Genomic DNA, 24,995 nt, shown 5'->3' with positions numbered 1-24,995 from the left:
CTGGAATACGCGATATTCGCGTGGTTGGGGATATTTCGCGCCGTTCCTTTCTCCCCTCGGACGAAAGGAGAACGATTCGGCGCGGCACATGGTTCGGCTGTGACGCTATCGCGATCTGCGGGCCGGTGTCGCCCGGAAGGGGCACGACCGCTCCCCGGTGCGAACGGCCCGGGTCGCGGGACGTCCTGCACTGTCACTGATTGTAAATCCACGGGTACGGAAAGTGGCTAGGGGTGTGCACCACCAAATCGCGGGCGATTACCCTCCGTTGACGCGTGGTGCGCCCGCGAGGTTGTGCAGTGCCTCTCCAGTGAGCCGGAAGACCGTCCATTCGTCCATGGGCCGGGCGCCGATCGACCGGTAAAAACCGATGGACGGTTCATTCCAATCCAGGACTGACCACTCGAAACGCTCATACCCGCGGGCCACGCAGATCTCCGCGAGGGCGGCGAGCAGCGCCTTGCCGTGGCCGCCGCCGCGCGCCTCGGGACGGACGTAGAGATCCTCCAGATAGACACCGTGCGTGCCCGTCCAGGTCGAGAAGTTCCGGAACCACAGGGCAAAGCCCACCGGGGCGCCGTCCGCCTCGGCGATCAGCGCGAAGACCGCCGGCTGCGCCCCGAAGAGCGCCTCCTTCAGCTGCGGCTCGGTGGCCTGGGCGGCCTCGGGGGCGCGTTCGTAGGCGGCCAGCTCGCCGATCATGGCGAGGAGGACCGGGACGTCGTCGGGTGTCGCTTCGCGGATCATTCCTGAAGGCTAAACGGACGCGGCGGAACACCTCACGCCGTTTTTCCCGCACCCCGCTTTCACCTCAGACCAGTTTCTGGTCGACGAAACACCACCGCCAGGAGTCGCCCGGCTCGAAGGTCCGCATGACGGCGTGCCCGGTCTCCTGGAAATGCCCCGTCGCATGCCGGTACGGCGAGGAATCGCAGCAGCCGACGTGCCCGCAGACCAGACACAGCCGCAGCTGTACGGGATGGCTGCCGACCGCCTCGCACTCCCGGCAGGTGGCGCTCAGCGGCGCCGGTTCGGCGCGCGGAAGTCCGGCAACGTGCGTGCACTCGCTCATGATGGCCAGGTTAGATCGCCGGGACGGACGGCGGCGGGGTGAGGGGACGGGACGGGCAGATGGCTGTGATGGCGCTGTTCTTGCTGGTCGCGGGGAGTGCGGCGGTCGCCGGGCTGGCGCGCAGGACACCGGTGCCGGCGCCGCTGCTGCTCGTGGCCGCCGGGCTCGCCGCGTCGTACATCCCCGGCCTGCCGGACTACACCCTCGATCCGCACATCGTGCTGCCGCTGGTGCTGCCCCCGCTGCTGCACACCGCGGCGCTGGACAGCTCCTACCTGGACCTGCGGGCCAACGTACGGCCGGTGGCGCTGCTGTCGGTGGGCTATGTGCTGTTCGCGACGCTGGTGGTCGGATACGCGGCCTACCTCCTCGTCCCGGACCTGCCGCTGACCTCGGCGCTGGTCCTGGGGGCGGTCGTCGCCCCGCCGGACGCCGTCGCGGCCACCGCCATCGCCCGCCGGCTCGGGCTGCCGCACCGGATCACCACGATCCTGCAGGGCGAATCCCTGGTGAACGACGCCACCGCGATCACCGCCTACAAGGTCGCGGTGGCCGCGGCCGTCGGCGCCGCCGCCACCTGGGGCGACGGGATCAAGGAGTTCGCGCTGGCGTCCCTGGGCGGCATCGGCATCGGGGTCGTCCTGATGGTGCCGCTGCACTGGCTGCGCGTCCGGCTGCGGGAATCCGCGCTGCTGGAGAACACCCTCTCGCTCCTCATCCCCTTCGTCGCCTACGCGGCGGCCGAGCAGGTCGGGGCCTCCGGCGTGCTCGCCGTCGTCGTGGTGGGCCTCTATCTGGGGCACCGGTCCTGGCAGGTCGACTTCGAGACCCGGCTCCAGGAGGACGCCGTCTGGAAGGTGATCTCCTTCCTGCTGGAGTCCGCGGTCTTCGCGCTGATCGGACTGCAGCTCCCGGTCGTGGTGCGCGGCCTGGGGGCGTACGGCGCGGGCCCGGCGCTGGCGTACGCGGCGGTGGTGTTCGTCGTCGTGGTCGGGGCCCGCTTCGTCTGGGTCTTCCCCGCGACCTTCCTGCCGCGGCTGCTCTCCGCCCGGATCCGCGCCCGCGAGCCCGGCGTGAACTGGACCGCACCGGTGATCGTCGGCTGGGCCGGGATGCGCGGGGTGGTGTCGCTGGCCATCGCGTTCTCGGTGCCGGCCACCGTGCAGGGCGGCGGGCCTTTCCCGGGGCGCGACCTCGTCCTCTTCCTGACCTTCACCACCGTCATCGGCACCCTCGTGGTCCAGGGGCTGACCCTGCCCGTACTGATCCGCGCCCTGCGGCTGCCCGGCCGGGACGCGCAGGCCGAGACGCTCGCCGAGGCCGAGGCCCAGAACGAGGCGTCCCGGGCCGCCGAGGAACGCCTCACGGAACTGCTCAGGGACGAGCGCAACGCACTGCCCGGCCCGCTCTCGGACCGGCTGCGCACCGTCATGGAGCGCCGCCGCAACTCCGTGTGGGAGCGGCTCGGCGCGGTCAACGAGGTGACCGGGGAGTCCGCCGACGAGACCTACCGGCGGCTGGCCCGGGAAATGATCGACACCGAGCGGCGGGTCTTCGTCCGGCTGCGGGACGCCCGCCGGATCGACGACGAGATGCTGCGCACGCTGCTGCGCCGACTCGACCTGGAGGAGGCGACGGCGTACCGCGAGGGCACCTCCTGATCCGGTCGGCGCCCGGCTCACGGCGCGCCGGTGATCACCGCCGCGACCGTGCTGCCGCTCGGGAACACGCCCTCCTCGGCCAGCGTCGTCAGCCCGTACAACAGCTTCGCGACGTAGACCCGCTCCAGCGGCAGGCCGTGCCGCCGCTCGAAGGCGTCCGCGAACGCGTCCAGTTCGGGCGTGCGGCGGGCGTAACCGCCGCAGTGGAAGCGGTCCACCAGCCGCCAGTCGCCGCGCGGCCCGCCGAACGCCGCCCGCTGCAGCTCCTCGACCGTCCTCTGGAGGAAGTGCGGGCGGCCGCCCTTCAGTACGGCGAAGCCGAGGGCCTGCCGGCCCGGGCCCAGTCCCGCGGCGAGACCGGCCAGCGTGCCGCCCGTGCCGCAGGCCACCCCGACCGTGTCCGCCACCCCGCGCAGCTCCCGGCCCAGCTCCGTACACCCTTGTGCGGCAAGGGCGTTGCTGCCGCCCTCGGGGAGGACGTGGAACGCGCCGAACCGGTCGTGCAGGGCGGCGAGCACCTCCGGCTCGGACGTGCGGCGGTACCGGTCCCGGTCGAGGAAGTGCAGCCGCATCCCGTCGGCGGCACAGCGGGCCAGCGACGGATTGAGCGGGGCACCGGCCAGCTCGTCACCGCGGACCACCCCGATGGTGTCGAACCCCAGCAACCGGCCGGCCGCCGCGGTCGCCCGCAGATGATTGGAGTACGCCCCGCCGAACGTCAGCAACGTCCGCGCCCCCGCCGCGGCAGCGGCCCGCAGGTTCGGCTCCAGCTTCCGCCACTTGTTCCCCGGCAGATCCGGGTGGATCAGATCATCCCGCTTGAGCAGCAGCCGCACCCCGCACCGCGCGAAGACCTCGTCCTCGACCTCCTGGAGAGGGGAGGGGAGGCGGGGGCGGAGGGCCTGGAGGCCGGGCAGCGGGTCGGGGGCGGGCGCGGTCACACGGCCCATTGTCGCCCGGGCGTGCGACACCCGTCCGGCGCCCCTGCTCGTACCGGACCGGCCCGCCGGCGGGTTCACTTCAAACGGGCCGCGATGTGGTCGCGCAAGGAGGCCATCGTGAAGCCGCGGGGGTCGACCTTGCCCGGTTGCCATTCGCGGTGGCCGATCACCGAGCGTTCGGTCCAGCCGTGGGCCCGGCAGACGGCCGCCGCGGCCTTTTCCAGGGCCGCCATCTGGGCCTCGGGCCAGGGGTCGGCGCCGTCGCCGAGGTTCTCGCACTCGAAGCCGTAGAAGGCGCAGTTGCCGTCCGTGTCGGCCTCGTTGTCCGGGGGCAGCCGCTTCTCGGCGATCACCGCGCGCAGCACGTCACCGTCGCCCAGGCCCGCGTGATTGGCGCGGCCGTAGCCCACCAGGTGCACCGTGCCGTCCTTGGTGATCACGCCGTGGCACAGCGGGCCCGGCAGATCCGCCCGGCCGTCGTGGCAGAGCTTGACGGTGCGCGCGGCGCCGGACGTGCCGGTGTGGTGCACCATCACTCCGTGCACCGGGCCCCACGGGCCCTTGTCGTTGCGGTTGTGCGTCTTCCAGCCGTCGACCTCGGCGATCCGCAGGCCCTCGGCCTTGAGCGCCGCGAGGAAGCGGGCGGCGGACAGCGGTTCGGACATGGCCACTCCGATACGGGACACGGCGGCCGCCGTCCGCGCACCGCCTGCTGTCTCGCTTGTACGGGATGGCGCCGCAGAGGTGGAGGGGAACGTGAAAAAACAGATCGGCCGTTCGGTGGCTGTACGAGCGGTTTCGGCCGAGCGCCACCCACGGCTCCGGGCGGGCTGCGCCTCCCGTTCCCTGCCGTCGCGTTCCAGGCTCCGTCGGGCGTGCCCCTGATCCGTTTATCCGTGCAGGAACCCGTCGCCGTGCGTGCTGATGTGCGCTTCGAGGGCGGTGAGCGCCTGCTGGGTGGCCTCGGGAGTGCCGCTGCCCCGCTTCTCGGCGTAGTACGCGGCGCCCAGCTTCTTCAGCAGGTCGTTGCCCGCCCGGTGCTGCTGCACCTCTTCGACCTTCTGCTTGCCCTGGTTGAGCGCGCTTTGCGCCTGCTCCTTGGCGCGGTCCAGAAACCCTGACATCTGCCACCTCCGTGCGGTCCGTGTCGTAAGGGATCAACGGCGCGGACGGCCGTGCGGTTCCCGTGCCAGGCTGGGGGACGTGGGTGGACGACGCGACATGGATGAGCCAGCCGGCGTAGTCGGGGTGGCCGATGTACCCGGTGCGCACGGCCGGTACCGGGAGCGGGAGTCGCGGGTGGCCGGTGCGGTGCTGTGGACCACCACCACCGGGCCGTCCGCGCGCCCCGTACTCCCCGACGGCTGCACCGACCTGATCTGGAGTGCGGGCCGGCTGCTGGTGGCGGGTCCGGACACCGGGCCGTACCACCCCGACGGCGTGCCGTCCGGCACCGGCTACACCGGGCTGCGGTTCGCGCCGGGCCGGGGCCCCGCCGTCTTCGGCGTACCGGCGCACGAACTGCGCGACCGGCGGGTCCCGTTGGCGGACCTGTGGCCCGCGGCGCAGGTACGGGAGCTGACCGAACGGGCGGCGGAACGGGCGGCGGTGCGCGTGCCCAGCGGGGTGGGGCGGGTGTTGGAGGAGGTTGTCGGGGAGCGGCTTCGGCAGGGCGTGCCGGGGCCCGGTGGTGAGGCCCGGACCGCGGCCGTCGCCGCGGCGCTGGGCCGCGGCCGGCCGGTGGCCGAGGTCGCGTGGGCCGTCGCGCTGAGCGAACGCCAGCTGCACCGCCTGAGCCTGGACGCGTTCGGCTACGGCCCCAAGACGCTCGCCCGGGTGCTCCGCTTCGTGCGGGCCCTGGGCCTCGCGCGCACCGGGATGCCGTACGCGCAGGTCGCGGTGTGCGCGGGATACGCGGACCAGGCCCACCTCGCCCGCGAGGTGAAGTCGCTGGCGGGGGCCCCGATGGGGGCGCTGCTCGGGTCGGGTTAGCGTGTGCGCATGGACTACCAGGCCGTTCTTGAGGAGGTAGCGGCCTACGCCAGGCCGTACGTGGGACAGGGACAGGTCGCCGACTACATACCGGCGCTGGAGCGGGTGTCCGCGGACCGGTTCGGGATCGCGGTCGCCGACATACACGGCGCGGTCTACGGGGTCGGTGACTGGGAGGTCCCGTTCTCCGTGCAGTCCATCTCCAAGGCGTTCTCGCTGGCGCTGGTGATGGCCCAGAGCCACGGCAGCCAGGGCGGCAACGGCGATCACGGCGGTCTCGGCGGTCATGGCGCCCACGGCGGCAACGGCGGTCCCGGCGGGGGCGACATCTGGCAGCGGGTCGGCCGCGAGCCCTCCGGTACGCCGTTCAACTCGCTGGTCCAGCTGGAGGCGGAGAACGGCATTCCGCGCAATCCGTTCATCAACGCGGGCGCGCTGGTCGTCACCGACCGGCTGCAGACCCTCACCGGAGACGCCAGCACCTCGATGCTGCACTTCCTGCGCGAGGAGAGCGGCAACCCCGAGCTGGCCTTCGACCAGGCGGTGGCCGACTCCGAGGCCGAGCACGGCGACCGCAATGCCGCCCTCGCGCACTTCATGGCGTCCTTCGGCAACCTGGAGAACCCGGTCCCCAGCGTCATCCAGCACTACTTCTGGCAGTGCTCCATCGAGATGAGCTGCCGCGACCTGGCCGTGGCCGGCGGCTTCCTGGCCCGGCACGGACTGCGCGCCGACGGCAGCCGGCTGCTGGAGGCCCGGGAGGCCAAGCGGATCAACGCGGTGATGCTGACCTGCGGTACGTACGACGCGGCCGGGGAGTTCGCCTACCGGGTCGGGCTGCCCGCCAAGAGCGGCGTCGGCGGCGGCATCATCGCGGTGATCCCCGGCCGCTGCACGCTGTGCGTCTGGAGCCCGGCACTGGACGCCCGCGGCAACTCCGTCGCGGGCGCCGCGGCCCTGGACCACTTCACCACGCTGACCGGCTGGTCGGTGTTCTGAGCACCGGCCGGCCGGTCCGGCTGGCGTTGTGGCGCCCGACCCGCTGGCGCATCGTAAGGGTAGGAGGTGGACCGCCATGGAGCACGAGATCCGCGCCGAGTACGAGGAAGGGCTGCTGCCGCACGAGGACACCCCGGTAAAGCTCTGGCACATGACGCGCATCGGCAGCACCACCGCCATGTGCGGCCGGGACCTGGCCCCGGCCGCCGCCACCCAGTCGGCCGAAGCCTGGGGCACGCCGAAGGCCGAGCCGTTCTGCTTCCTGTGCGGTGCGCAGTACCTGCGGGAGCAGCCCGGGCACTAGCGGGACCCAGGGGTTCCGCTCACACCTCCGGCCCGTCGCCCGGCTTCCGCGGCAGCGGTGCGAACAGGTCCACCCCGTGGCCGTCCGGGTCCTGGACGACGGCGTAGCGCTGGCCCCAGAACGCGTCCCACGGCGGCTTCTCGCCTTTGTAGCCGGCGGCGGTGAGGTCGGCGTAGAGCGCGTCGACGCCGGCCGGGCCGTCGCACTCGAAGGCCAGGCCCGTCGGGGTGCCGGCCGGTGGCGGGGTCCAGTCGGGGTCGATGGCGCGGGCGGTCTCGTACGAGTCCCACATCAGCCGCAGGCCGCCCGGCAGGTCGGCCTCGGCGTGCGGAGCGGTGTCCGATCCGGCCGGGACCACCAGGCCCAGCCGGCGGTAGAAGGCGAGGGCGGCGGCCATGTCGGCGACCACCATGCCGAAGGCCGCACAGCGCGGAGAACCGGGGGAACGCGGAGGAGTAGTCGTCATGCGGCGAGCGTAGGGAGGCCGCCGGGCCGGGGTCTTGAACGAATCGGACGCCGGCCGGACCCGTACGGCCCAAGCCGCCCGGCGGCCTCGTACGGCGCCGCGCCCGGCTCCCCTCGGGTGCCCCTCAAGGGCAGCGGATGACCTGCCCCGCGTAGGAGAGGTTGCCGCCGAAGGCGAACAGCAGCACCGGGGCGCCGGAGGGGACCTCGCGGCGTTCGACCAGCTTGGACAGCGCCAGCGGGACGGAGGCGGCGGAGGTGTTGCCGGAGTCCACGACGTCCTTGGCGACCACCGCGTTGACCGCGCCGAGCCGCTCCGCGACCGGCTCGATGATCCGCAGGTTGGCCTGGTGGAGGACCACCCCGGCGAGGTCGGCGGGCGCGATCCCGGAGCGTTCGCAGACCTGGCGGGCGATGCCCGGCAGCCGGGTCGTCGCCCAGCGGTAGACGGTCTGGCCCTCCTGGGAGAACCGGCCGGGCTCGCCCTCGATACGGACCGCGCCGCCCATCTCGGGCACCGAGCCCCACAGCACCGGACCGATCCCCGGCTCGTCCGCCGCGGTGACGACGGCGGCGCCCGCCCCGTCACCGGCCAGCACACAGGTCGTCCGGTCCGTCCAGTCGATCATGTCGGTGAACTTCTCCGACCCGATGACCAGGGCGGTGGTCGCGGAGCCGGCCCGGATGGCCTGGTCGGCCAGGGCCAGTGCGTGCGTGAAGCCGGAGCAGACGACGTTGACGTCCATCGTGGCGGGCGAGCCGAGGCCGAGCCGGGCGGCGACCCGGGCCGCGGCGTTCGGGCTGCGGTCGACGGCCGTGCAGGTGGCGACCAGCACCAGGTCGACGTCCCCGGGAGCGACCCCGCCGGCGGCCAGCGCCTTGGCCGCCGCGGCGGCCGCCATCGAGTCCACGGTCTCGTCCGGGGCCGCGATGTGGCGGGTGCGGATGCCGACCCGGCTGCGGATCCAGGCGTCGTCGGTGTCGACCATCTGGGCGAGGTCGTCGTTGGTGAGCACCCGGGAGGGCTGGTAATGGCCGAGAGCCAGGACGCGTGACCCGGTCATGAGGTCCCCCTGTACGTGGAGCGTGGGTGCGGATCGTTCGCACGCCGACGGCCGGTGCGCGGGCGGTCGTGGACGGCCGTGCGTGGACTGTCGGTACGTGGATGTTCGTTTCCGCACCAGTCTCACCCGCCGGCGGCGGCCGGCGGGTGAGCGATCCGCCAATGTTCCGGCGCCAGAACTGGAGACTGGCGCCAGAACCGGACCTCGGGGCAGGTCCGGGAGGCCGGGGGAGGCCAGGGAAGCCCCCCGGGGCGTCCGGGCGGGTCGGCGGCGGTCAGCCGCGGGCGGCCGCCCCGTCCAGGGCCCGGAAGCGGCGCAGCCGGAGGCTGTTGCCGACCACGAAGACCGACGAGAAGGCCATCGCGGCACCGGCGATCATTGGGTTGAGCAGCCCGGCAGCGGCCAGCGGCAGCGCGGCGACGTTGTAGCCGAAGGCCCAGAACAGGTTGGTGCGGATGGTGCCCAGGGTGGCCCGGGCCAGCCGGATCGCGTCGGCGGCGGCGCGCAGATCGCCGCGGACGAGGGTGAGGTCACCGGCCTCGATGGCGGCGTCGGTGCCGGTGCCCATGGCCAGGCCCAGATCGGCGCGGGCCAGGGCGGCCGCGTCGTTGACGCCGTCGCCGACCATGGCGACCGAGCGGCCCTCGGCCTGCAGCCGGGCGACCACGTCCACCTTGTCCTCCGGCAGAACCTCCGCGATCACCTCGTCGATGCCGACCTCGGCGGCGACCGACTCCGCGACCGCCCGGTGGTCGCCGGTCAGCAGCACCGGCGTCAGGCCCAGCGCCCGCAGCCGGCGGACCGCCTCCGCGCTGGTCGGCCGGACCGCGTCGGCGACCACCAGCACCGCCCGCGCCGCGCCGTCCCAGCCGACGGTGACCGCGGTACGGCCCTGCTCCTCGGCCGCGGCCTTGGCGGCGGCCAGCCCGTCCGGCAGGCCCTGGCCCTCTTCGTCCAGCAGCTGTGCGCGGCCCACCAGGACGGCGTGCCCGTCGACGACACCGCGGACGCCGAGGCCGGGGACGTTGGTGAAGTCCTCCGGGGTGGGCAGGGTGCCGACGCGGGCCGCGGCGCCGGTGGCGACGGCCCGGGCGATCGGGTGCTCGGAGGCGTGCTCCAGCGCCCCGGCCAGCCGCAGCGCGGTGGTCTCCGGCACGCCCTCGGCGAGGTGCACCTCGGTCAGCGTCATCACGCCCGTGGTGACCGTGCCGGTCTTGTCCAGCACGATGGTGTCCACCCTGCGCGTCGACTCCAGCACCTCGGGCCCCTTCAGCAGGATGCCCAGTTGCGCGCCGCGCCCCGTGCCGACCATCAGCGCGGTCGGGGTGGCGAGTCCCAGGGCGCACGGGCAGGCGATGATCAGCACGGCGACCGCCGCGGTGAAGGCGGCCACCGCGCCCGCGCCGGTGACCAGCCAGTAGCCGAGGGTGCCGACGGCGAGCGCGATCACGACCGGGACGAAGACGGCGGAGATCCGGTCGGCCAGCCGCTGCGCCGCGGCCTTCCCGTTCTGGGCCTCCGCCACCAGCCGCGCCATCCGGGCCAGCTGGGTGTCCGCGCCGACCCGGGTGGCCTCGACGACCAGCCGGCCGCCCGCGTTCACCGTCGCGCCGGTGACGGTGTCGCCGGGGGAGACCTCGACCGGAACGGACTCGCCGGTGAGCATCGACGCGTCCACGGCGGAGGCGCCCTCCACCACCTTCCCGTCGGTGGCGATCTTCTCGCCGGGCCGTACCACGAACCGGTCACCCACGCTCAGCTCCGCGACCGGGACGCGCACCTCCCGGCCGTCCCGCAGGACCGCGACGTCCTTGGCACCCAGCTCCATCAGCGCACGCAGCGCCGCCCCGGCCTTCCGCTTGGACCGCGCCTCGAAGTAGCGCCCGGCCAGGATGAACGTGGTGACGCCGGCCGCGGCCTCCAGATAGATGGCGCTGCTGCCGTCGGTGCGGGTGAGGGTGAACTCGAAGGGGTGGGTCATCCCGGGCATCCCGGCGTCACCGAAGAACAGCGCCCACACCGACCAGCCGAGCGCCGCCAGGGTGCCCATCGAGATCAGCGTGTCCATCGTGGCGGCGCCGTGCCGCAGGTTCGTCCACGCGGCCCGGTGGAACGGCCAGGCGCCGTAGGCCACCACCGGGGCGGCCAAGGTGAGCGAGAGCCACTGCCAGTTGGTGAACTGCAGCGGCGGCACCATCGCCATCAGCACCACCGGGACGGACAGCGCGAGCGAGACCAGCAGCCGGTGGCGCAGCAGGGCGAGGGCGCCGCCGGCCTCCTCGTCGGCCCCCGCCGGCCCGCCGTCCGGCCCGTCGCCCGGCGGCTCGGCGGGCGCCGGGGGCTCGGGGACCGCGGCGGTGTAGCCGGTCCGCTCCACGGTGGCGATCAGGTCCGCGGCGGTGACCCCGCTGCCCTCCGCGACCGCGACCTGCGCCTTCTCGGTGGCGTAGTTGACGGTGGCGGTGACCCCCTCCATGCGGTTGAGCTTCTTCTCGATGCGGGCGGCGCAGGACGCGCAGGTCATCCCGCCGATCTCCAGCTCGACGCCGTGCTCTCCGATCGCGGTGGTCATCGGTGCTCCTCGGTGTGCTGCGACTGCGTGTCACGCGTGCGCGTTCCCCGTACGCAACGTTATACCCCCCTAGGGTATTCCGCTCTGCGGCGTGTCCCTCATTCCGCGCCCCCTTCCGCCGGGTTCCCGCCCCCGGCGCCCCCGTCCCCGGGGTCCCCGCCCGCTCCGCTCGCGTCCACCGCCCGGCCCACCCGCTCGCCCATCGCCCGCAGATACGCGGACAGCTCCGGCGGTTCGTGCACCGTGAACTCGCGCCCCAGCAGCGCCAGCCGCATCGCCAGCCACTCCAGCGAATCGGGTGCACTGTGCCACCGGCACGACCCCTCGTCCAGCGGCACGACCTCACCCGCCGCCGGCCCGCCCAGCCGCGCGGTCACCTCCCCGGCCGGCGCGTACACCGTCGCCACCGCACGGTGCGCCGGCGCCATCCCCTGCATCCGCTCCCGTACGTACGCCCCGGCGTCGGCGGCCGGCAGCTCGCGCGGCGCGGTCCGCACGCCGGTGGGGAACGGCTCGCTCAGCCGGTCCACCCGGAAGATCCGCCAGTCCTCCCGGTCGTTGTCGTACGCCACGAGGTACCAGCGCCGGCCCGCCGCCACCAGCCGGTGCGGCTCCACCAGGCGCTTGGTCCGCTCCCCGGCGCCCGCCCGGTAGGCGAAGCGCAGCCGCTCGTGGTTGGCGATGGCCGCGGCGAGCACCGTCAGATGCTCCGGATCGACGGTCGGGCCGTTCCCGGCCGGCATCGGGACGGTCGCCGTGCCCAGCGTGCCCACCCGGCGCCGCAGCCGGGCCGGCAGCACCTGTTCGAGCTTGGCCAGCGCCCGTACGGACGCCTCCTCGATCCCCGCGATGGTGTGGCCGGCCGCCGACCGCAGGCCCACCGCGATGGCCACCGCCTCCTCGTCGTCCAGCAGCAGCGGCGGCATCGCGGCCCCCGCCGCCAGCCGGTACCCGCCCACCGCGCCCATCGTGGCGTGCACCGGATACCCCAGGTCCCGCAGTCGCTCGACGTCCCGCCGGATCGTCCGGGAGGTCACCCCCAGCCGCTCCGCCAGTTCCGGCCCGGGCCATTCGCGCGGGGTCTGCAGCAGGGACAGCAGATTCAGCAGACGTGCCGATGTCTCACTCATCCCCCGATGATGCCGCAGGTAATAGGACCGCCTCTGTCCTACATCGGCCCTACCGTCACAGCTGTTCCGGCACCACCGACCCCGGCCCTGGAGTGGAGTAGTACGCCCATGACCACGCCCGACCCCGCCGTGCCCGACGGTGCCGCGCCCGACCCCGCCGCGCCCGACCGCAGACGCTGGACGGCGCTCGCCGTCGTCCTCACGGCCGCCTTCATGGACCTGGTCGACGCGACCATCGTCAACATCGCGCTGCCGAGCATCCAGCAGGACACCGGCGCCACCTTCAGCGCCCTGCAGTGGGTGACCGCCGGCTACGCCCTCGCCTTCGCGCTCGGCCTGATCACCGGCGGCCGGCTCGGCGACATCCACGGCCGCAAGCGGCTGTTCCTGCTCGGCATGGCCGGCTTCACGCTCGCCTCCGCGCTGTGCGGACTCGCCACCGGCCCGGGCATGCTGATCGGCGCACGGGTGCTCCAGGGCGCGATGGCCGCGCTGATGGTGCCGCAGGTGCTCGCGATCATCCACGTCACCTTCCCCGCGCACGAACGCGGCAAGGTCTTCGGGATGTTCGGCGCGGTGATCGGCCTGGGCGCGGTCTGCGGCCCGCTGATCGGCGCGGTGCTCACCCAGGGCGACCTCCTCGGCCTGGAATGGCGCCCGATCTTCCTGATCAACCTGCCGGTCGGGGTGGCCGGCATCCTGCTCGGCCGCCGCTTCCTCACCGAGTCCCGCTCCCCGGCAGCGCTGCGCCTCGACCTCGTCGGCACCGCACTGGCCACCGTCGGCCTGCTGATGCTGCTCTACCCGCTCACCCAGGGCCGGGAGTCCGGCTGGCCGCTGTGGGGATTCGTCTCGATGGGCGCCGGCCCGCTCGTCCTGGCCGGCTTCGTCCGCTACGAGCGCGCCAAGGCCCGCAAGGACGGCTCACCGCTCGTCGAACTCTCCCTCTTCCGGGTCCGGTCCTTCGCGGCGGGCGCCGCCGTCCAGCTCACCTTCGGTGCGGTCAGCGGCCTGTTCTTCCTGATCTGGACGCTCTTCATGCAGCTGGGGCTGGGCTGGGGGCCGCTGCACGCCGGGCTGACCGGGGTGCCGTTCTCGCTCGCCTGCTCGGTCGCGGCGGGGATGTCGGTGCAGAAGCTGGTGCCGCGCTTCGGCCGCGCGGTCCTGCAGGCGGGCGCGCTGATCATGCTGTCCGGCGCGCTGCTCTACCTCTGGTCCGCCGACCACTACGGCGCCGCCCTCACGTCCTGGCAGATGGCCCCGGCGATGCTGCTGATGGGCGCCGGCATGGGCCTGATCGTCGCGCCGGTCACCGATATGGCGATATCCGAGGTGCCGGCCGCGCACTCCGGCTCGGCGTCCGGCATCTTCAACACCACCGGCCAGCTGGGCATGGCGCTCGGCCTGGGGCTGTCGTCGGTGGCGTTCTTCGGGGTCGTCGGCGGCTCGGGGGAGGCCGGCGGCGGGGCGGCCGCGCCCGGTGTCGCCCATCCCGCGTTCATCGCCGCCACCACCCACGCCCTGTGGTGGGTCGCGGCCGGCCTGGTCCTCGTCCTGGCCCTGCTGTTCCTGCTCCCGCACCGGGGCCGTACGGCGCGGACGGAGACGTCCCCGGAAGCGGAGATCTCCCTCCCCTCGGAGACGCCCCCGGAAACGGGGACGCGGGACGCCCCGGAACGCGCGGCGGAGGAAGACCCGCAGCCGGTCCCCGTCCCCTGACGCCCGGCCCGGGGGCGGCGTCCGCGCGGAGCAGAACCACCCGCATCGGCATACCGTTCCCCGGCGACCGCTTGCCATACTGGCCGGGTGTCGATGATCAGCAACCTCCGCAAGGCCGTCCGGCTGCCGCAGCCGCGTACGCGCGGGGTGGACCTCAGCCACCCCGCGCGCTCGCCGCTGGGCACCGCCGTGGTCAACTGCGCGGTGTACGTCGACGGTGTGCGGCAGGACGGCGACCACCCGGCCGATGTGGCGATACGCCGGGTACGGGAGTCCGGCAGAGGATTCGTCTGGATCGGGCTGCATGAGCCCTCCGAGAAGGAATTCGCCGGAATCGTCGACCTTTTCGGGCTGCATCCGCTCGCCGTCGAGGATGCCGTGTACGCCCACCAGCGCCCCAAGCTGGAGCACTACGACGACTCGCTGTTCACCGTGCTGAAGACGGTCCGCTACGTCGAGCACGACCAGCTCACCGACAACAGCGAGGTGGTGGAGACCGGCGAGATCATGGTCTTCACCGGCACCGACTTCGTGATCACCGTCCGGCACGGCGGACACGGCTCGCTCGGGCCGCTGCGCGAGCAACTGGAGCGGGTGCCCGAGCAGTTGGCGCTCGGCCCGTCCGTCGTCCTGCACGCCGTCGCCGACCTCGTCGTGGACGACTACCTCGACGTCACGGCCGCCGTCCAGGACGACATCGACGACGTCGAGAGCGAGGTCTTCTCGGAACGCGTCACCGGCGGCGCCGGCCGGATCTACCAGCTCAAGCGCGAGCTGCTGGAACTCAAGCGGGCGGTGGCCCCGTTGGACCGGCCGATGCGGGAGCTGGCGACCCGGCCGATGCGGCAGGTCGACCCGCAGATCAAGACGTACTTCCGGGACGTCGCCGACCACCTCGCCCGGGTCACCGAACAGATCACGGCCTTCGACGAACTGCTCAACTCCATACTCCAGGCCCATCTCGCCCAGGTCACCGTTGCGCAGAACGAGGACATGCGGAAGATCAGCGCCTGGGTGGCGATCCTCGCCGTACCGACCATGGTCTGCGGCATCTACGGCATGAACTTCGAGTACATGCCGGAGAAGCACTGGACCTTCGGCTACCCGCTGGTGATGGCCCTCACGGTGATCATCTGCTGGGTGATCCACCGCGGCTTCAAACGCAACGGCTGGCTCTAGGCTCCACAGCCCGCACTCCACAGCCCGCGCTCCACCGCGTCGGGCCGCGCGCAGGCGGCCCACCGGGCAATGGACAGCAGCGCCAGGGAAACCCGGGCAGGCACGAAAAAGCGGTGGGGCTCCGAAGAGCCCCACCGCACGGGCGGCGCAGGAACTGCGAGGGCTGGTGGGGATACGAGAGCCGGCCGCCAGGATCCGGTACTCGTCAGCCCCAGGCCGGGTGCGCGGACCGTTCACCGTCAACCGGTCCGGTCCGCCGGCCACCGCCGAACTCGTGGTGCGAACCAGGCGTCAGGACGCCTTGCCGAAGTGGACGCCCGTCAGGCCGTTGGCCCACAGCTGCTCCACCTGGGCGCGCTCGTTCGCGTCCGGCTGGGTGTTCTGGCAGGACGTGCCGGGGCCGCCGCCGGACATCAGCTCGCTGCACGGGCCCTCGTAGTGGTCCGGCAGACCCAGCACATGGCCGGTCTCGTGGGCGGTCACGCGGGTGGAGTTGTACTCCTGGTTCTGCTGGTAGTCCAGGAACACATAGCCCTTGCCGTGGCCGTCGGTGCTGGCGTACGAACCGCGCGGGTCGTTGCCCTCGCGGTACTGGAAGTCGCCGCCGCTGCCCTCCTGCAGATGCACGTTCTTGACGGCGCTGTTCCAGATCGACGCGCTCTCGGCTATCTGGCTCTTGAAGGTCGGTGCGGCGCTGGCGTCATAGGTCACGGTGACCGATTCCGCGTGCGGGTGGGCCTTCATCTTGGCCCGCGCCGACTTCATCACGGCCTCGAAGAACGCCTTGGTGTCCGCCTTCTCGGCCGCCGAGCCGTTGTAGGCGGCGACCGAGGCCGGGGTGCTGAGGTGCGAGGAGGGGGTGGGGGAGGGGGAAGCTGCCGAAACCGGCGCCGCGGCTGCGAGCGCGGCGGCGAGGCCCAGACCGAGCGCCGCCGACAGCGCCGTCTTGGGAGATCTCATGTGGGGGCTCCTTCATCTCCGAGGGCCGTACGGTCGCCGTGTGGGGCGGCGACCGGGGCCCTGCGGATTTCTTGGTGCCGTTGAGTCTGGACGGACTTCACCCACAGGACGGAGATTTCAGGTGGCGATAGCTTGGCCCCATACCCGTGCGAAAAAGGCGCGTTCCGGCGGGTTTGAGAGCCTGGTGTGACGGATGCCCTCGTCGTTATGCTCCCGGCGTGGAGCTAGAGGTACGGCATCTTCGCGCACTGTGCGCCATCGCGGACTCCGGCAGCGTACGCAAGGCGGCCCGGCAACTCGGCATGACCCAGCCCTCCTTGACGACACAGCTCCACCGCATCGAAAAGGCCCTCGGTGGCCAGCTCTTCTTCCGCGAATCGACCGGCAGCCGGCCCACCCCACTGGGCCATGCGGTGCTGTGCCGGGCCCGGCCGATAGTGGCCGAAATGCGGGCGCTTGTCGACGAGGTCGCGTCGGTCTCGCACCGCGAGCAGGGCGCCCGGCTGCACATCGGCAGCACCAACAGCCCCGCGGTCGCCGGCTGGCTGCGCCGACTACGGGTCCGGCTGCCCGCAACGGACACGACCATACGTACCGATGTGTCCGCCAACGCCCTGCTGCACATGGTCGCCACCGGCCAGCTCGACGCCGCGTTCGTGCACGAGGTCGAGGGCGCCCCGCTGCGCGTCCCCGAGGGTCTGGTCGAGCACGAACTCATCGCCCGCGAGCCGCAGTTCATCGCCCTGGCGGACAGCCACCCGGCGGCCGCGCAGGACGTGGTCCGGGTCGCCGACCTCGCCGAGGACCAGTGGATGGTCGACCCGACGGTGGACGGCGAATGGGCCGGTCTGCGCCGCATCTGGGCGGCGGCCGGCATCAACCCCCGGGTCGTGCACGGCGATTACCTCACCACGGTGGACCTGGTCACGGCCGGTGAGGTGGTCACGCCCTGTCAGCCGACCGCCCGCTCCCGGCCCGGCATGGCCATCCGCCCCCTGTACGGCGACCCGCTGGCGGTCCGGCTGTTCATGGCCTGCCGCCAGGACGGCACCCCGGCGGGCACACCGGACGAGCTGTTCGCCGACCTGACCGCCTCCTACATGGAGATCGCCTGGGCGAGCGACGCCTACCGCGCCTGGCTCGTCCGCCACGACCCCCCGCTGCCGGTCGCGACATAGCGGGTGCCCCTCTCCGGGGCCTCCGCGGGACGTCCGCGGGACCTCCGCGGGGCCTCCCCGGGCCCCGCGGCTCCCCGGCGTCAGGCCCCGCTGCACACGGCCCCTGGAGCCACGCACGAGCGTCCAGCGGCAACCGGCCGCCCCCTGGTCCAACGCTGCCGGCCCGGCGACCCGGCCCCCTCGCGACCACTTCGTTCAAGGCCGGCGGCGCCCCGGAACCGACCGGCCGAGAGGGGCATGTGAGGCAGCTCACGCCCGGGGACTGCATAGCGGGACGTGGGTCACTGCCTTTGTAGGGGCGTAGGCGAGTGATCGAGACGAGGGACGGCGTTGATGGGGCAGTTGCGGGCCGATGCGTTCGACCGGTTCGTCGCGGGTCGTTGGTCGGCACTGCTCCACCTGGCGCATCTGCTCACCGGTGGAGATCGGCATCGGGCCGAGGACCTGCTGCAGGAGGCGCTGGTCAAGCTGTGGTTCGCCTGGCCGAGGGTGGCCGAGCAGGCGCCGGAGGCGTATGTGCGCCGGGTGCTGACACGTGCGGCGGCTCGCTCGGCACGGCGTCGCTGGTGGGGCGAGCGTCCGGTGGAACGGTTGCCGGAACTTCCCGAGGCCGGCGATGTGACCACTGCCGTGGAGGAACGGACTCGGTTGGAGGCCGCGCTGGCACTGCTGCCGGTGCGGCAGCGCGCCGCGGTGGTGCTGCGCTATTACCAGGACCTGTCCGAGGTGCAGGTTGCCGAGGCGCTGGGGTGTCCGGTGGGCACCGCCCGGTCCCTCACGTCACGGGGCGTGACGCGGTTGCGGCAGCTCCTGGGTGACGCCATCGAGCCGGTGAAGTGAAAGGAGACATCATGGAAGACTTCGAACACGAACTCGCGCGGATGATGCGCGATACCCAGGCAAACACCCCCTTCGAGGACCAGCACCGGCAGCGGCTGCAAGCCGGTGTCCGTGCCCGACGCCGTGCCCGGACAGTCTGGGTGGCCACCGGCTCGGCGCTGACCATCGCCGGGCTCGGCGTCGGGCTGGAAGTCCTGCCGAGCGCTTCCGCTCAAGGCGGGCCCACCGTGCCTCACCACCAACCCACCGCCACGACCGCGCCGGTCCCCCTCCCGACCCGCACCTGCACGACCGTGCCGGTTCCGCTGCCGACCCACACCTCCACGACCGTGCCGGTCCCGCTCCCCACCCGTACCTGCACGATCGCACCCGCCCCGATCCCGACCCCCACCCCGACGACCAAGTAGCGCCGGCCGAGGTTCGGTCCATGGCGCAGGAGCGGGACCCCGGCGCCCGGAATGGAGGAGCGGGCGCGGGAGTGCCGTAAGTACGCTGCGAAACACGCCGCTCACCTGCGCAGACGCAACCCCGTCCGGTAGCGGCACGGACCCGGGGCGAGGAGCACCTCGCCCCGTGCGACGCTGCGCCGCACCGCTGCCGGAGCTTCGAGTCGCCCACCACCGGCCGCCCGCCGACCGGCAGATCCGCGAGCGGACTTCCCGTCGACATCCGCACGCCGGGCGCCCACGGCAGCAACCGTCTGACGGAACACGCTCACCAGAATCCCCACCTCAGCAACAACGACGCTGCCGCGGTGCCTGTTGGTCCCGCCGCAATCGCGCAGAGCTGTTTCCTCCCCAGGCGGCCGGCCACTGAGACGGTCCCCCCGGTGAAGGGCCCATTAAGAGATCGCCATGCGGTTCCGCCATCAACTTGCATACCCGTCAACTTGCATGCCCGTCAACTTGCGAGAGTAAGGACGATGTGAAAAGTGCCTACCGTATTCGTCAGGGTTTTCAAGGCGCCCGGTCTCCGCAAAAAGATACTCTTCACCCTGGGAATCCTGCTCCTCTACCGGCTGGGGCAGAACGTCCCGGTTCCCGGGGTGAATTACCGGTACGTCACGCAGTGCATCAAGGACGGTGCCGGCAACGGCGGCCTCTTCGGCCTGATCAACACGTTCAGCGGTGGTGCGCTATTGGAGCTCACCGTCTTCGCCCTGGGGATCACGCCGTACATCACGGCGAGCATCATCCTGCAACTGCTGACGGTGGTCGTGCCGCGCCTGGAGGCGCTGAAGAAGGAGGGACAGGCGGGCACGGCAAAGATCACCCAGTACACGCGGTACCTGACGCTGGGCCTGGCGGTGCTCCAGGGCGCCGCCTTGGTGGCCAAAGCCCAAAGCGGTGGGCTTTTCCCCACCTGTCAGGTCCGCGCCCAGGTCGTCCCGGACACCTCGGTATTCCGGGCCTCCGTCATGGTCATCACCATGACCGCCGGCGCCGCCGTAGTGATGTGGCTGGGAGAGCTCATCACCGACCGCGGCATCGGCAACGGCATGTCCCTCCTGATGTTCATTTCCCTCGCCGCCAGCTTCCCGGCCAACCTGTGGGAGATCAAGAAGTCGGGCAAAATCCTGGGCGGCTGGGGAGACTTCGCCCTCGTGATCCTGGCCGGCCTCTGCATGGTGTGCCTGGTGGTCTTCGTCGAGCAGGCGCAGCGCCGGATCCCGGTCCAGTACGCGAAACGAATGATCGGCCGCCGTTCGTACGGCGGTACTTCGACCTATATCCCGCTGAAGGTGAACCAGGCGGGTGTCGTTCCCGTCATCTTCGCCTCATCAGTGCTCTCCATCCCCAGTCTGATCGACCTCGGCGGTAACTCGGCGTCGGAATGGGCCCGGTGGATCGCCACCAATCTCGCCAGGGGTGACCAACCGATCCATCTGACGCTCTACTTCCTGCTGATCGTCGTCTTCGCGTTCTTCTACGTCGCCATCTCCTTCACCCCCGATGAATTCGCGGACAACATGAAGAAGCACGGCGGATTCATCCCGGGCATCCGGGCCGGCCGGCCCACGGCTGAATATCTGGGCTACGTGCTCAACCGGATCACCTGGCCGGGAGCGCTCTACCTGGGGCTGATCGCCCTGGTGCCCACAGCGGCACTGGTGCTGTTCAACGGCAGCAATTTCCCGTTCGGCGGTACGAGCATCCTCATCATCGTGAGCGTCGGACTGGAGACCGTGAAGCAGATCGAGAGTCAGCTCCAGCAGCGCGATTACGAAGGGTTCCTGCGCTGACGCGCAAAGAGGCCTGTTCGGCCGGCGCCGGCCGAGCGGCAGGGGCGGGGCGAGCGGCAGGGGCGGGGTGAGCGCCCCGAGCAGCTGCGGGACCGGCTCGCCCTGCGCTGTCGCGCGTGGAGGTCGTGTCCGACCGCGGCGACCGCGTCCGCCGTAGGAGCCGGCCGGCCGAGCGCATCGACCCCACCTGCGGCCGGGTAGAGAAGACCGCACCGCGGCCGGATAAAGAAGACCGCACCTGCGGCCGGGCAAAGAAGACCGCACCCGCTCCGTCATGGGCGCCGTGCTCGGCGGCATGCGGACCGGGTGCGGACAGGTAGGCGAGGCCACCCGCGAAAGTGCAGGTCAGGCCGCCTAGACAAGCGTCAGGCCTTCTTCGTCTCCCAGAAGATCTTGTCGATCTGGGCGATGTAGTCCAGGGCCTTCTGGCCGGTCGCCGGGTCGTTGGAGCCCTTGGCGGCGCTGAGGGCCTTCAGGGTGTCGTTCACGAGCTGGTGCAGCTCGGGGTACTTCTCGAAGTGCGGGGGCTTGAAGTAGTCGCTCCACAGCACCGAGACGTGGTGCTTGGCCAGCTCCGCGCGCTGCTCCTTGATCAGGACGGCGCGGGTGCGGAAGTCCGGGTCCTCGTTGGCCTGGTACTTCTCCTGGACGGCCTTGACCGACTCGGCCTCGATGCGGGCCTGGGCCGGGTCGTAGACACCGCAGGGCAGGTCGCAGTGGGCGCTGACCTTGATCTTCGGTGCGAACAGGCGGGAAAGCATATGCAGTCCTTCCTCGTGATCGTCTTCTCAGGTGCGAGATTACTCGGTGCGGGAAGGCTTTTCTCGGGCGCCCCGGGGGTCTTAGGGCAAAAGTCCGGTGTCGGTCCGGGACTGTTGGAGGATGGACCGTGAGCGGATCGGACCGGGGCTGGACCGGGAGGTAAGGGATGCCGGAGCGGGTGGACGAGCGCGGACCGGAGCGGGGCGAGGGCGCCGAGCCGGGGCAGGGCGAGGGCAGGCAGCCGGGGCAGGAGCGGGCCGGGCTGCTCCGCGCGTTCGGGCTGGCCGAGGTCTACAACCCGTCAATGGTGCCCACGCTGCAGCCCGGTGACCAGCTGGTGGTGCAGTACGGCGCGGTGGTCCGGCCCGGTGACGTGGTCGTGCTGCGGCATCCGTTCCGGCAGGACCTGCTGATCGTCAAGCGGGCCCTGCGGCGGCAGGACGGCGGCTGGTGGGTCCAGGGGGACAATCCGTTCGTCGAGAACGACAGCCGGGAATTCGGGGTCGTTCCGGACGAACTGGTCATCGCCCGTGCCCGGCTGCGGCTGCGGTCGCCGCGCGGGGTTCAGCGGTCGGTGCCCGCGCTGCTCTCCTGGGCGGCGTCCGCGGTCCGTCCGGTGCGGGCCGAGCGCTCGCTCTCCAGGCGTTTGCGGGCGCGGTAGGCGGCGACGTTGGCCCGGGTGGCGCAGCGGTCGGAGCAGTAGCGCCGGGAGCGGTTGGTGGACGTGTCCAGGTAGACGTGGCGGCAGGGGGCCGCCTCGCAGATGCCCAGGCGGTCCACGCCCAGCTCGGTGAGGTGGAAGGCCAGGCCCATGCAGGCGGTCGCGGTGAAGCCGGCCGTCGCGTTGGCGGCCTGGTCGGCGATGTGCATGTGCCAATGGGGCCGGCCGTCCTCGTCCCGGTACTCATGGCCGGAAATCTGCGGGCTGACCGGGAACTCCATCATCAGTGCGTTGAGCAGGTCCACCGCCAGGACCTCGTCGCCGGCGTCGGCGGCCTCGAAGACCGCGCGCAGCCGGGCGCGCACCGCCCGCAGCCGGGTGACGTCGCTGTCGGTCGCCCGCCGGGCCGCCTGCTGGGCGGGCCCGAAGAGCTCGCGCACGGCCTCGACCGAGGTCAGGCTGTCGCTGCCGCGCTCGGGCTGCTCGGTGTTGACCAGTCGCACGGCATAGTCCGAGTAATAGGCCAGTTCCACTTGTAGTCCTTACGGGCGGCGGATAGGGTGCGGGTGTGAGGTGCGGTAATGGGCGTACCCACTACCAGGGTATTACGGCGTGAAGGGGAAGCGATGACCGAGACCGTCGTCGGTGCCGACTGGCAGGCGTGGCAGGACAGTTGGGACCGGCAGCAGGAGTGGTACCTCCCCGACCGCGAGGAGCGGTTCCGGGTGATGCTGGACATGGTCGAGGCGCTGGTGGGCCCCGCGCCCCGGGTACTCGACCTCGCGTGCGGCACGGGCAGTATCACCGACCGGCTGCTGAAGCGGTTCCCGGAGGCCGAGAGTGTGGGTGTCGACCTGGATCCCGCGCTGCTGGCCATCGCGGAAGGGTACTTCGAGAACGAGCGCCGGGTCAGGTTCGTACGGGCCGATCTGAAGGACCCGGACTGGACGGCGAAGCTGCCGCACGACTCCTACGACGCCGTCCTCACCGCGACCGCGCTGCACTGGCTGCACTCCGAGGACCTGCGGGCCCTCTACGGCCAGCTCGGCGCGCTGGTGCGGGACGGCGGGGTCTTCCTCAACGCCGACCGCATGCCGGAGGCGTCCACCCCGCGGATCAACGCCGCCGAGCGGGCCTTCCGGCACGCCCGGATGGACGAGGCCAAGGCCGCCGGCGCGGTCGACTGGGCCGAGTGGTGGCAGCTGGCCGCCGCCGACCCGCGGCTGGCCAAGCCGACCGCCGAGCGCTTCGAGATCTACGGCGAGCACGCCGACGGCGACACCCCCTCGGCGGCCTGGCACGCGGCCGCCCTGCGGGACTCGGGCTTCGCGGAGGCCCGGACGGTGTGGTCCTCGCCCACCGACGCGCTGGTGCTCGGGCTCAAGTAGCGCCGCCCGTACGAAGCGGTGGTGGGCCGCTCCCCCCGGGGCCGGCCCACCACGTCGTACCGCACCTTCTACGGGAGCGGCCTCACAGCACCTTCGACAGGAACGACTTCGTCCGCTCGTGCTGCGGGTTGCCCAGGACCTCGCGCGGGTGGCCGGACTCGACGACCACGCCGTTGTCCATGAAGACCAGCGAGTCGCCGACCTCGCGGGCGAAGCCCATCTCGTGGGTGACGACGATCATCGTCATACCGTCCGCCGCCAGGTCCTTCATGACGTCCAGGACGTCACCGACCAGCTCCGGGTCGAGCGCCGAGGTCGGCTCGTCGAAGAGCATCAGCTTCGGCTCCATGGCCAGGGCCCGGGCGATCGCCACCCGCTGCTGCTGGCCGCCGGAGAGCTGCGAGGGGTAGTTCCCGGCCTTGTCGGCCAGACCGACCCGGTCCAGGAGCTTGGCCGCGCGCTCCCGGGCCGCGGCCTTGGACTCGCCCTTGACCTGGACCGGCGCCTCCATGACGTTCTCGATCGCGGTCATGTGCGGGAAGAGGTTGAAGCGCTGGAAGACCATGCCGATGTCGCGGCGGCGGGCGGCGACCTCGCGGTCGCGCAGCTCGTAGAGCTTGCCGTTGTGCTCGCGGTAGCCGACCAGTTCGCCGTCGACGGACAGCCGGCCGGCGTTGATCTTCTCCAGGTGGTTGATGCAGCGCAGGAACGTCGACTTGCCGGAGCCGGACGGGCCGATCAGGCAGAAGACCTCGCGGGGCGCGACCTCCAGGTCGATGCCCTTGAGGATGTGCGCCGCGCCGAAGGACTTGTGGACGCCCTCGGCCTTGACCATCGGGCCGCCGCTGCTGCCGGCGGCCTTCGTCGTCAGCTTGCTGGTCATCCGACACCTCCGGCGGAGCGGTTGAAGCCGCCGGACAGCTTCGCCTTGGCGCGCTGGAGCGGGGTGGGCGGGAGCTGGCGGCTGGAGCCCCGCGCGTAGTAGCGCTCCAGGTAGTACTGGCCGATGCTCAGCACGGTGGTGGCGATCAGGTACCAGGCGGCGGCGAGGATCAGCATCTCGACGACGACACCGGAGTCCCGGCCCACGTTCTGCGCGGCCTGCAGGAGGTCGTAGTACTGCACGGCGATGACCAGCGAGGAGGTCTTCAGCATGTTGATGACCTCGTTGCCGGTCGGCGGCACGATCACCCGCATCGCCTGCGGCACGATGATCCGGCGCAGCGTCCTGGCGTGACTCATGCCCAGTGCGTGCGCCGCCTCGGTCTGGCCCTCGTCGACGGCGTTCAGGCCGGCCCGGCAGATCTCCGCCATGTACGCGGCCTCGTTGAGGCCGAGGCCGAGCAGCGCGCACAGGAACGGGGTCATGAAGTCCGACCACTCGTCCTTGTAGATCGGCATGATGTCGATGTACTGGAAGACCAGGCCCAGGTTGAACCAGAGGAACAGCTGGACGTACACCGGGGTGCCGCGGAAGAACCAGACGTAGAACCACGCGACGGAGGACGTCACCGGGTTCTTGGACTGGCGCATCACGGCCAGTATCACGCCGAGCACGATGCCGATGATCATCGACAGGACGGTGATCAGCAGGGTGTTGCGCAGGCCCTTGAGGATGTCCGCGTTGAACATGTACTGGGGGATCGCGCCCCAGTTGACGTTCCCGGAGGCGAAGGCCCGGAACAGCAGCGCGATCAGCCCGAGGACGACGAGCGCCGCGACCCAGCGCCCGTAGTGGCGGACCGGGATGGCCTTGATGGACTCGGGCGGGGGCGGGGCGTCCGCCGGCGGCTGGGCCGGCTTGTCGACGTCAACTGACACGGATGTTGCCTTTCAGCATTCGGCGGAGGGGCCGGAAAGGGGACG

At 71.8% G+C, this 24,995-nt stretch carries 26 protein-coding genes; 12 read left to right on the top strand and 14 right to left on the bottom strand.

What is annotated here, in order from left to right; genetic code table 11:
• Positions 1–258: 258 nt before the first annotated feature.
• On the bottom strand, positions 259–747 hold the full coding sequence (locus AB0G35_RS10420; RefSeq protein WP_360946834.1) for a GNAT family N-acetyltransferase: 489 nt from the start codon (positions 745–747) through the stop codon (positions 259–261).
• Between the two features lie 64 nt (positions 748–811).
• Positions 812–1,072, bottom strand: coding sequence for a UBP-type zinc finger domain-containing protein (locus tag AB0G35_RS10415; protein ID WP_360946832.1), 261 nt, complete (start codon positions 1,070–1,072; stop codon positions 812–814).
• Between the two features lie 59 nt (positions 1,073–1,131).
• On the opposite strand from AB0G35_RS10415, the gene AB0G35_RS10410 reads away from it, so the two are divergent.
• Entirely contained in the window at positions 1,132–2,733 is a 1,602-nt protein-coding gene (locus AB0G35_RS10410; protein ID WP_360946830.1) for a Na+/H+ antiporter, read from the top strand.
• A 17-nt stretch (positions 2,734–2,750) separates the two neighbouring features.
• On the opposite strand, the gene AB0G35_RS10405 is transcribed toward AB0G35_RS10410, so the two are convergent.
• From AB0G35_RS10405 to AB0G35_RS10395, 3 genes are all read right to left on the bottom strand, one after another.
• Positions 2,751–3,683 (bottom strand): pyridoxal-phosphate dependent enzyme, encoded by a 933-nt coding sequence (locus AB0G35_RS10405; protein WP_360946828.1) that lies wholly within the window; start codon positions 3,681–3,683, stop codon positions 2,751–2,753.
• A gap of 65 nt (positions 3,684–3,748) precedes the next feature.
• Entirely contained in the window at positions 3,749–4,339 is a 591-nt protein-coding gene (locus tag AB0G35_RS10400; protein WP_360946826.1) for an N-acetylmuramoyl-L-alanine amidase, read from the bottom strand.
• Between the two features lie 225 nt (positions 4,340–4,564).
• A complete protein-coding gene (locus AB0G35_RS10395; protein WP_360946824.1) occupies positions 4,565–4,798 on the bottom strand; it encodes a hypothetical protein in 234 nt (77 codons plus the stop codon).
• 97 nt (positions 4,799–4,895) lie between these two features.
• Between AB0G35_RS10395 and AB0G35_RS10390 the strand changes: the two genes are divergently transcribed.
• From AB0G35_RS10390 to AB0G35_RS10380, 3 genes are all read left to right on the top strand, one after another.
• Positions 4,896–5,666, top strand: a complete 771-nt coding sequence (locus AB0G35_RS10390; RefSeq protein WP_360946822.1) for a helix-turn-helix domain-containing protein — start codon at positions 4,896–4,898, stop codon at positions 5,664–5,666.
• A gap of 9 nt (positions 5,667–5,675) precedes the next feature.
• Positions 5,676–6,665, top strand: coding sequence for a glutaminase (locus tag AB0G35_RS10385; RefSeq protein WP_360946820.1), 990 nt, complete (start codon positions 5,676–5,678; stop codon positions 6,663–6,665).
• Positions 6,666–6,741: 76 nt separating this feature from the next.
• Positions 6,742–6,969, top strand: a complete 228-nt coding sequence (locus AB0G35_RS10380) for a hypothetical protein (RefSeq protein WP_360946818.1) — start codon at positions 6,742–6,744, stop codon at positions 6,967–6,969.
• A gap of 19 nt (positions 6,970–6,988) precedes the next feature.
• On the opposite strand, the gene AB0G35_RS10375 is transcribed toward AB0G35_RS10380, so the two are convergent.
• The 4 genes from AB0G35_RS10375 to AB0G35_RS10360 form a co-directional block, all read right to left on the bottom strand.
• Complete coding sequence (locus AB0G35_RS10375) at positions 6,989–7,435, bottom strand: VOC family protein (protein ID WP_360946816.1); 447 nt, start codon at positions 7,433–7,435, stop codon at positions 6,989–6,991.
• Between the two features lie 124 nt (positions 7,436–7,559).
• Positions 7,560–8,498 (bottom strand): beta-ketoacyl-ACP synthase III, encoded by a 939-nt coding sequence (locus AB0G35_RS10370; RefSeq protein ID WP_360946814.1) that lies wholly within the window; start codon positions 8,496–8,498, stop codon positions 7,560–7,562.
• Between the two features lie 274 nt (positions 8,499–8,772).
• Positions 8,773–11,070, bottom strand: coding sequence for a heavy metal translocating P-type ATPase (locus tag AB0G35_RS10365; RefSeq protein ID WP_360946812.1), 2,298 nt, complete (start codon positions 11,068–11,070; stop codon positions 8,773–8,775).
• A gap of 98 nt (positions 11,071–11,168) precedes the next feature.
• Entirely contained in the window at positions 11,169–12,200 is a 1,032-nt protein-coding gene (locus AB0G35_RS10360; RefSeq protein ID WP_360946810.1) for a YafY family protein, read from the bottom strand.
• Positions 12,201–12,308: 108 nt separating this feature from the next.
• Here AB0G35_RS10360 and AB0G35_RS10355 point away from each other — a divergent pair, with 108 nt between their 5' ends.
• A complete protein-coding gene (locus tag AB0G35_RS10355; protein WP_360946808.1) occupies positions 12,309–13,919 on the top strand; it encodes an MFS transporter in 1,611 nt (536 codons plus the stop codon).
• 93 nt (positions 13,920–14,012) lie between these two features.
• Positions 14,013–15,098 (top strand): magnesium and cobalt transport protein CorA, encoded by a 1,086-nt coding sequence (locus tag AB0G35_RS10350; RefSeq protein ID WP_360947115.1) that lies wholly within the window; start codon positions 14,013–14,015, stop codon positions 15,096–15,098.
• Positions 15,099–15,389: 291 nt separating this feature from the next.
• Here the strand turns inward: AB0G35_RS10350 and snpA are convergent, their stop codons facing one another.
• Entirely contained in the window at positions 15,390–16,058 is a 669-nt protein-coding gene (gene snpA, locus AB0G35_RS10345) for a snapalysin (RefSeq protein WP_360946806.1), read from the bottom strand.
• 218 nt (positions 16,059–16,276) lie between these two features.
• On the opposite strand from snpA, the gene AB0G35_RS10340 reads away from it, so the two are divergent.
• The 4 genes from AB0G35_RS10340 to secY all read left to right on the top strand — a co-directional run bounded on the left by AB0G35_RS10340 (position 16,277) and on the right by secY (position 20,318).
• The gene (locus tag AB0G35_RS10340; protein ID WP_360946804.1) at positions 16,277–17,236 is read left to right on the top strand and encodes a LysR family transcriptional regulator; all 960 of its coding nucleotides are present in this window, start codon (positions 16,277–16,279) and stop codon (positions 17,234–17,236) included.
• A gap of 333 nt (positions 17,237–17,569) precedes the next feature.
• Positions 17,570–18,076, top strand: coding sequence for a SigE family RNA polymerase sigma factor (locus AB0G35_RS10335; protein WP_360946802.1), 507 nt, complete (start codon positions 17,570–17,572; stop codon positions 18,074–18,076).
• 11 nt (positions 18,077–18,087) lie between these two features.
• Positions 18,088–18,483 (top strand): cellulase, encoded by a 396-nt coding sequence (locus AB0G35_RS10330; protein ID WP_360946800.1) that lies wholly within the window; start codon positions 18,088–18,090, stop codon positions 18,481–18,483.
• Positions 18,484–19,007: 524 nt separating this feature from the next.
• Positions 19,008–20,318, top strand: coding sequence for a preprotein translocase subunit SecY (secY, locus tag AB0G35_RS10325; protein ID WP_360946798.1), 1,311 nt, complete (start codon positions 19,008–19,010; stop codon positions 20,316–20,318).
• 365 nt (positions 20,319–20,683) lie between these two features.
• Here secY and sodN read toward each other — a convergent pair whose 3' ends face one another.
• Complete coding sequence (sodN, locus tag AB0G35_RS10320) at positions 20,684–21,079, bottom strand: superoxide dismutase, Ni (protein WP_360946796.1); 396 nt, start codon at positions 21,077–21,079, stop codon at positions 20,684–20,686.
• A 167-nt stretch (positions 21,080–21,246) separates the two neighbouring features.
• On the opposite strand from sodN, the gene sodX reads away from it, so the two are divergent.
• Positions 21,247–21,741, top strand: coding sequence for a nickel-type superoxide dismutase maturation protease (gene sodX / locus AB0G35_RS10315; protein ID WP_360946794.1), 495 nt, complete (start codon positions 21,247–21,249; stop codon positions 21,739–21,741).
• Here sodX and AB0G35_RS10310 read toward each other — a convergent pair.
• Positions 21,645–22,274: a CGNR zinc finger domain-containing protein gene (locus AB0G35_RS10310; protein ID WP_360946792.1), complete on the bottom strand. Its 630-nt coding sequence runs from the start codon at positions 22,272–22,274 to the stop codon at positions 21,645–21,647. The genes sodX and AB0G35_RS10310 overlap by 97 nt on opposite strands.
• A gap of 93 nt (positions 22,275–22,367) precedes the next feature.
• Here AB0G35_RS10310 and AB0G35_RS10305 point away from each other — a divergent pair, with 93 nt between their 5' ends.
• Entirely contained in the window at positions 22,368–23,129 is a 762-nt protein-coding gene (locus AB0G35_RS10305; RefSeq protein ID WP_360946790.1) for a class I SAM-dependent methyltransferase, read from the top strand.
• 82 nt (positions 23,130–23,211) lie between these two features.
• Here the strand turns inward: AB0G35_RS10305 and AB0G35_RS10300 are convergent, their stop codons facing one another.
• Complete coding sequence (locus AB0G35_RS10300; RefSeq protein WP_360947111.1) at positions 23,212–23,964, bottom strand: amino acid ABC transporter ATP-binding protein; 753 nt, start codon at positions 23,962–23,964, stop codon at positions 23,212–23,214.
• Positions 23,965–24,008: 44 nt separating this feature from the next.
• Complete coding sequence (locus AB0G35_RS10295; RefSeq protein ID WP_360946788.1) at positions 24,009–24,950, bottom strand: amino acid ABC transporter permease; 942 nt, start codon at positions 24,948–24,950, stop codon at positions 24,009–24,011.
• Positions 24,951–24,995: the final 45 nt, after the last annotated feature.

The sequence above is a fragment of the Streptomyces sp. NPDC021749 genome (assembly GCF_040640655.1).
Taxonomy (GTDB): Bacteria; Actinomycetota; Actinomycetes; order Streptomycetales; family Streptomycetaceae; genus Streptomyces.
The sequence above is the reverse complement of the archived record's forward strand: the minus strand, read 5'-3'. Positions and strand labels throughout refer to the sequence as shown.

What these genes read in the sequence shown, in the direction of transcription:
- AB0G35_RS10420 (WP_360946834.1), bottom strand. Translation starts at nt 747, where the DNA reads ATGATCCGCGAAGCGACACCCGACGACGTCCCGGTCCTCCTCGCCATG.
- AB0G35_RS10385 (WP_360946820.1), top strand. Translation starts at nt 5,676, where the DNA reads ATGGACTACCAGGCCGTTCTTGAGGAGGTAGCGGCCTACGCCAGGCCG.
- snpA (WP_360946806.1), bottom strand. Translation starts at nt 16,058, where the DNA reads ATGAGATCTCCCAAGACGGCGCTGTCGGCGGCGCTCGGTCTGGGCCTC.
- AB0G35_RS10390 (WP_360946822.1), top strand. Translation starts at nt 4,896, where the DNA reads ATGGATGAGCCAGCCGGCGTAGTCGGGGTGGCCGATGTACCCGGTGCG.
- AB0G35_RS10360 (WP_360946810.1), bottom strand. Translation starts at nt 12,200, where the DNA reads ATGAGTGAGACATCGGCACGTCTGCTGAATCTGCTGTCCCTGCTGCAG.
- AB0G35_RS10395 (WP_360946824.1), bottom strand. Translation starts at nt 4,798, where the DNA reads ATGTCAGGGTTTCTGGACCGCGCCAAGGAGCAGGCGCAAAGCGCGCTC.
- AB0G35_RS10410 (WP_360946830.1), top strand. Translation starts at nt 1,132, where the DNA reads ATGGCTGTGATGGCGCTGTTCTTGCTGGTCGCGGGGAGTGCGGCGGTC.
- AB0G35_RS10375 (WP_360946816.1), bottom strand. Translation starts at nt 7,435, where the DNA reads ATGACGACTACTCCTCCGCGTTCCCCCGGTTCTCCGCGCTGTGCGGCC.
- AB0G35_RS10350 (WP_360947115.1), top strand. Translation starts at nt 14,013, where the DNA reads ATGATCAGCAACCTCCGCAAGGCCGTCCGGCTGCCGCAGCCGCGTACG.
- AB0G35_RS10405 (WP_360946828.1), bottom strand. Translation starts at nt 3,683, where the DNA reads ATGGGCCGTGTGACCGCGCCCGCCCCCGACCCGCTGCCCGGCCTCCAG.
- AB0G35_RS10400 (WP_360946826.1), bottom strand. Translation starts at nt 4,339, where the DNA reads ATGTCCGAACCGCTGTCCGCCGCCCGCTTCCTCGCGGCGCTCAAGGCC.
- AB0G35_RS10380 (WP_360946818.1), top strand. Translation starts at nt 6,742, where the DNA reads ATGGAGCACGAGATCCGCGCCGAGTACGAGGAAGGGCTGCTGCCGCAC.
- AB0G35_RS10370 (WP_360946814.1), bottom strand. Translation starts at nt 8,498, where the DNA reads ATGACCGGGTCACGCGTCCTGGCTCTCGGCCATTACCAGCCCTCCCGG.
- AB0G35_RS10355 (WP_360946808.1), top strand. Translation starts at nt 12,309, where the DNA reads ATGACCACGCCCGACCCCGCCGTGCCCGACGGTGCCGCGCCCGACCCC.
- AB0G35_RS10330 (WP_360946800.1), top strand. Translation starts at nt 18,088, where the DNA reads ATGGAAGACTTCGAACACGAACTCGCGCGGATGATGCGCGATACCCAG.
- AB0G35_RS10335 (WP_360946802.1), top strand. Translation starts at nt 17,570, where the DNA reads ATGGGGCAGTTGCGGGCCGATGCGTTCGACCGGTTCGTCGCGGGTCGT.
- sodN (WP_360946796.1), bottom strand. Translation starts at nt 21,079, where the DNA reads ATGCTTTCCCGCCTGTTCGCACCGAAGATCAAGGTCAGCGCCCACTGC.
- AB0G35_RS10300 (WP_360947111.1), bottom strand. Translation starts at nt 23,964, where the DNA reads ATGGTCAAGGCCGAGGGCGTCCACAAGTCCTTCGGCGCGGCGCACATC.
- AB0G35_RS10415 (WP_360946832.1), bottom strand. Translation starts at nt 1,072, where the DNA reads ATGAGCGAGTGCACGCACGTTGCCGGACTTCCGCGCGCCGAACCGGCG.
- sodX (WP_360946794.1), top strand. Translation starts at nt 21,247, where the DNA reads ATGCCGGAGCGGGTGGACGAGCGCGGACCGGAGCGGGGCGAGGGCGCC.
- AB0G35_RS10365 (WP_360946812.1), bottom strand. Translation starts at nt 11,070, where the DNA reads ATGACCACCGCGATCGGAGAGCACGGCGTCGAGCTGGAGATCGGCGGG.
- AB0G35_RS10305 (WP_360946790.1), top strand. Translation starts at nt 22,368, where the DNA reads ATGACCGAGACCGTCGTCGGTGCCGACTGGCAGGCGTGGCAGGACAGT.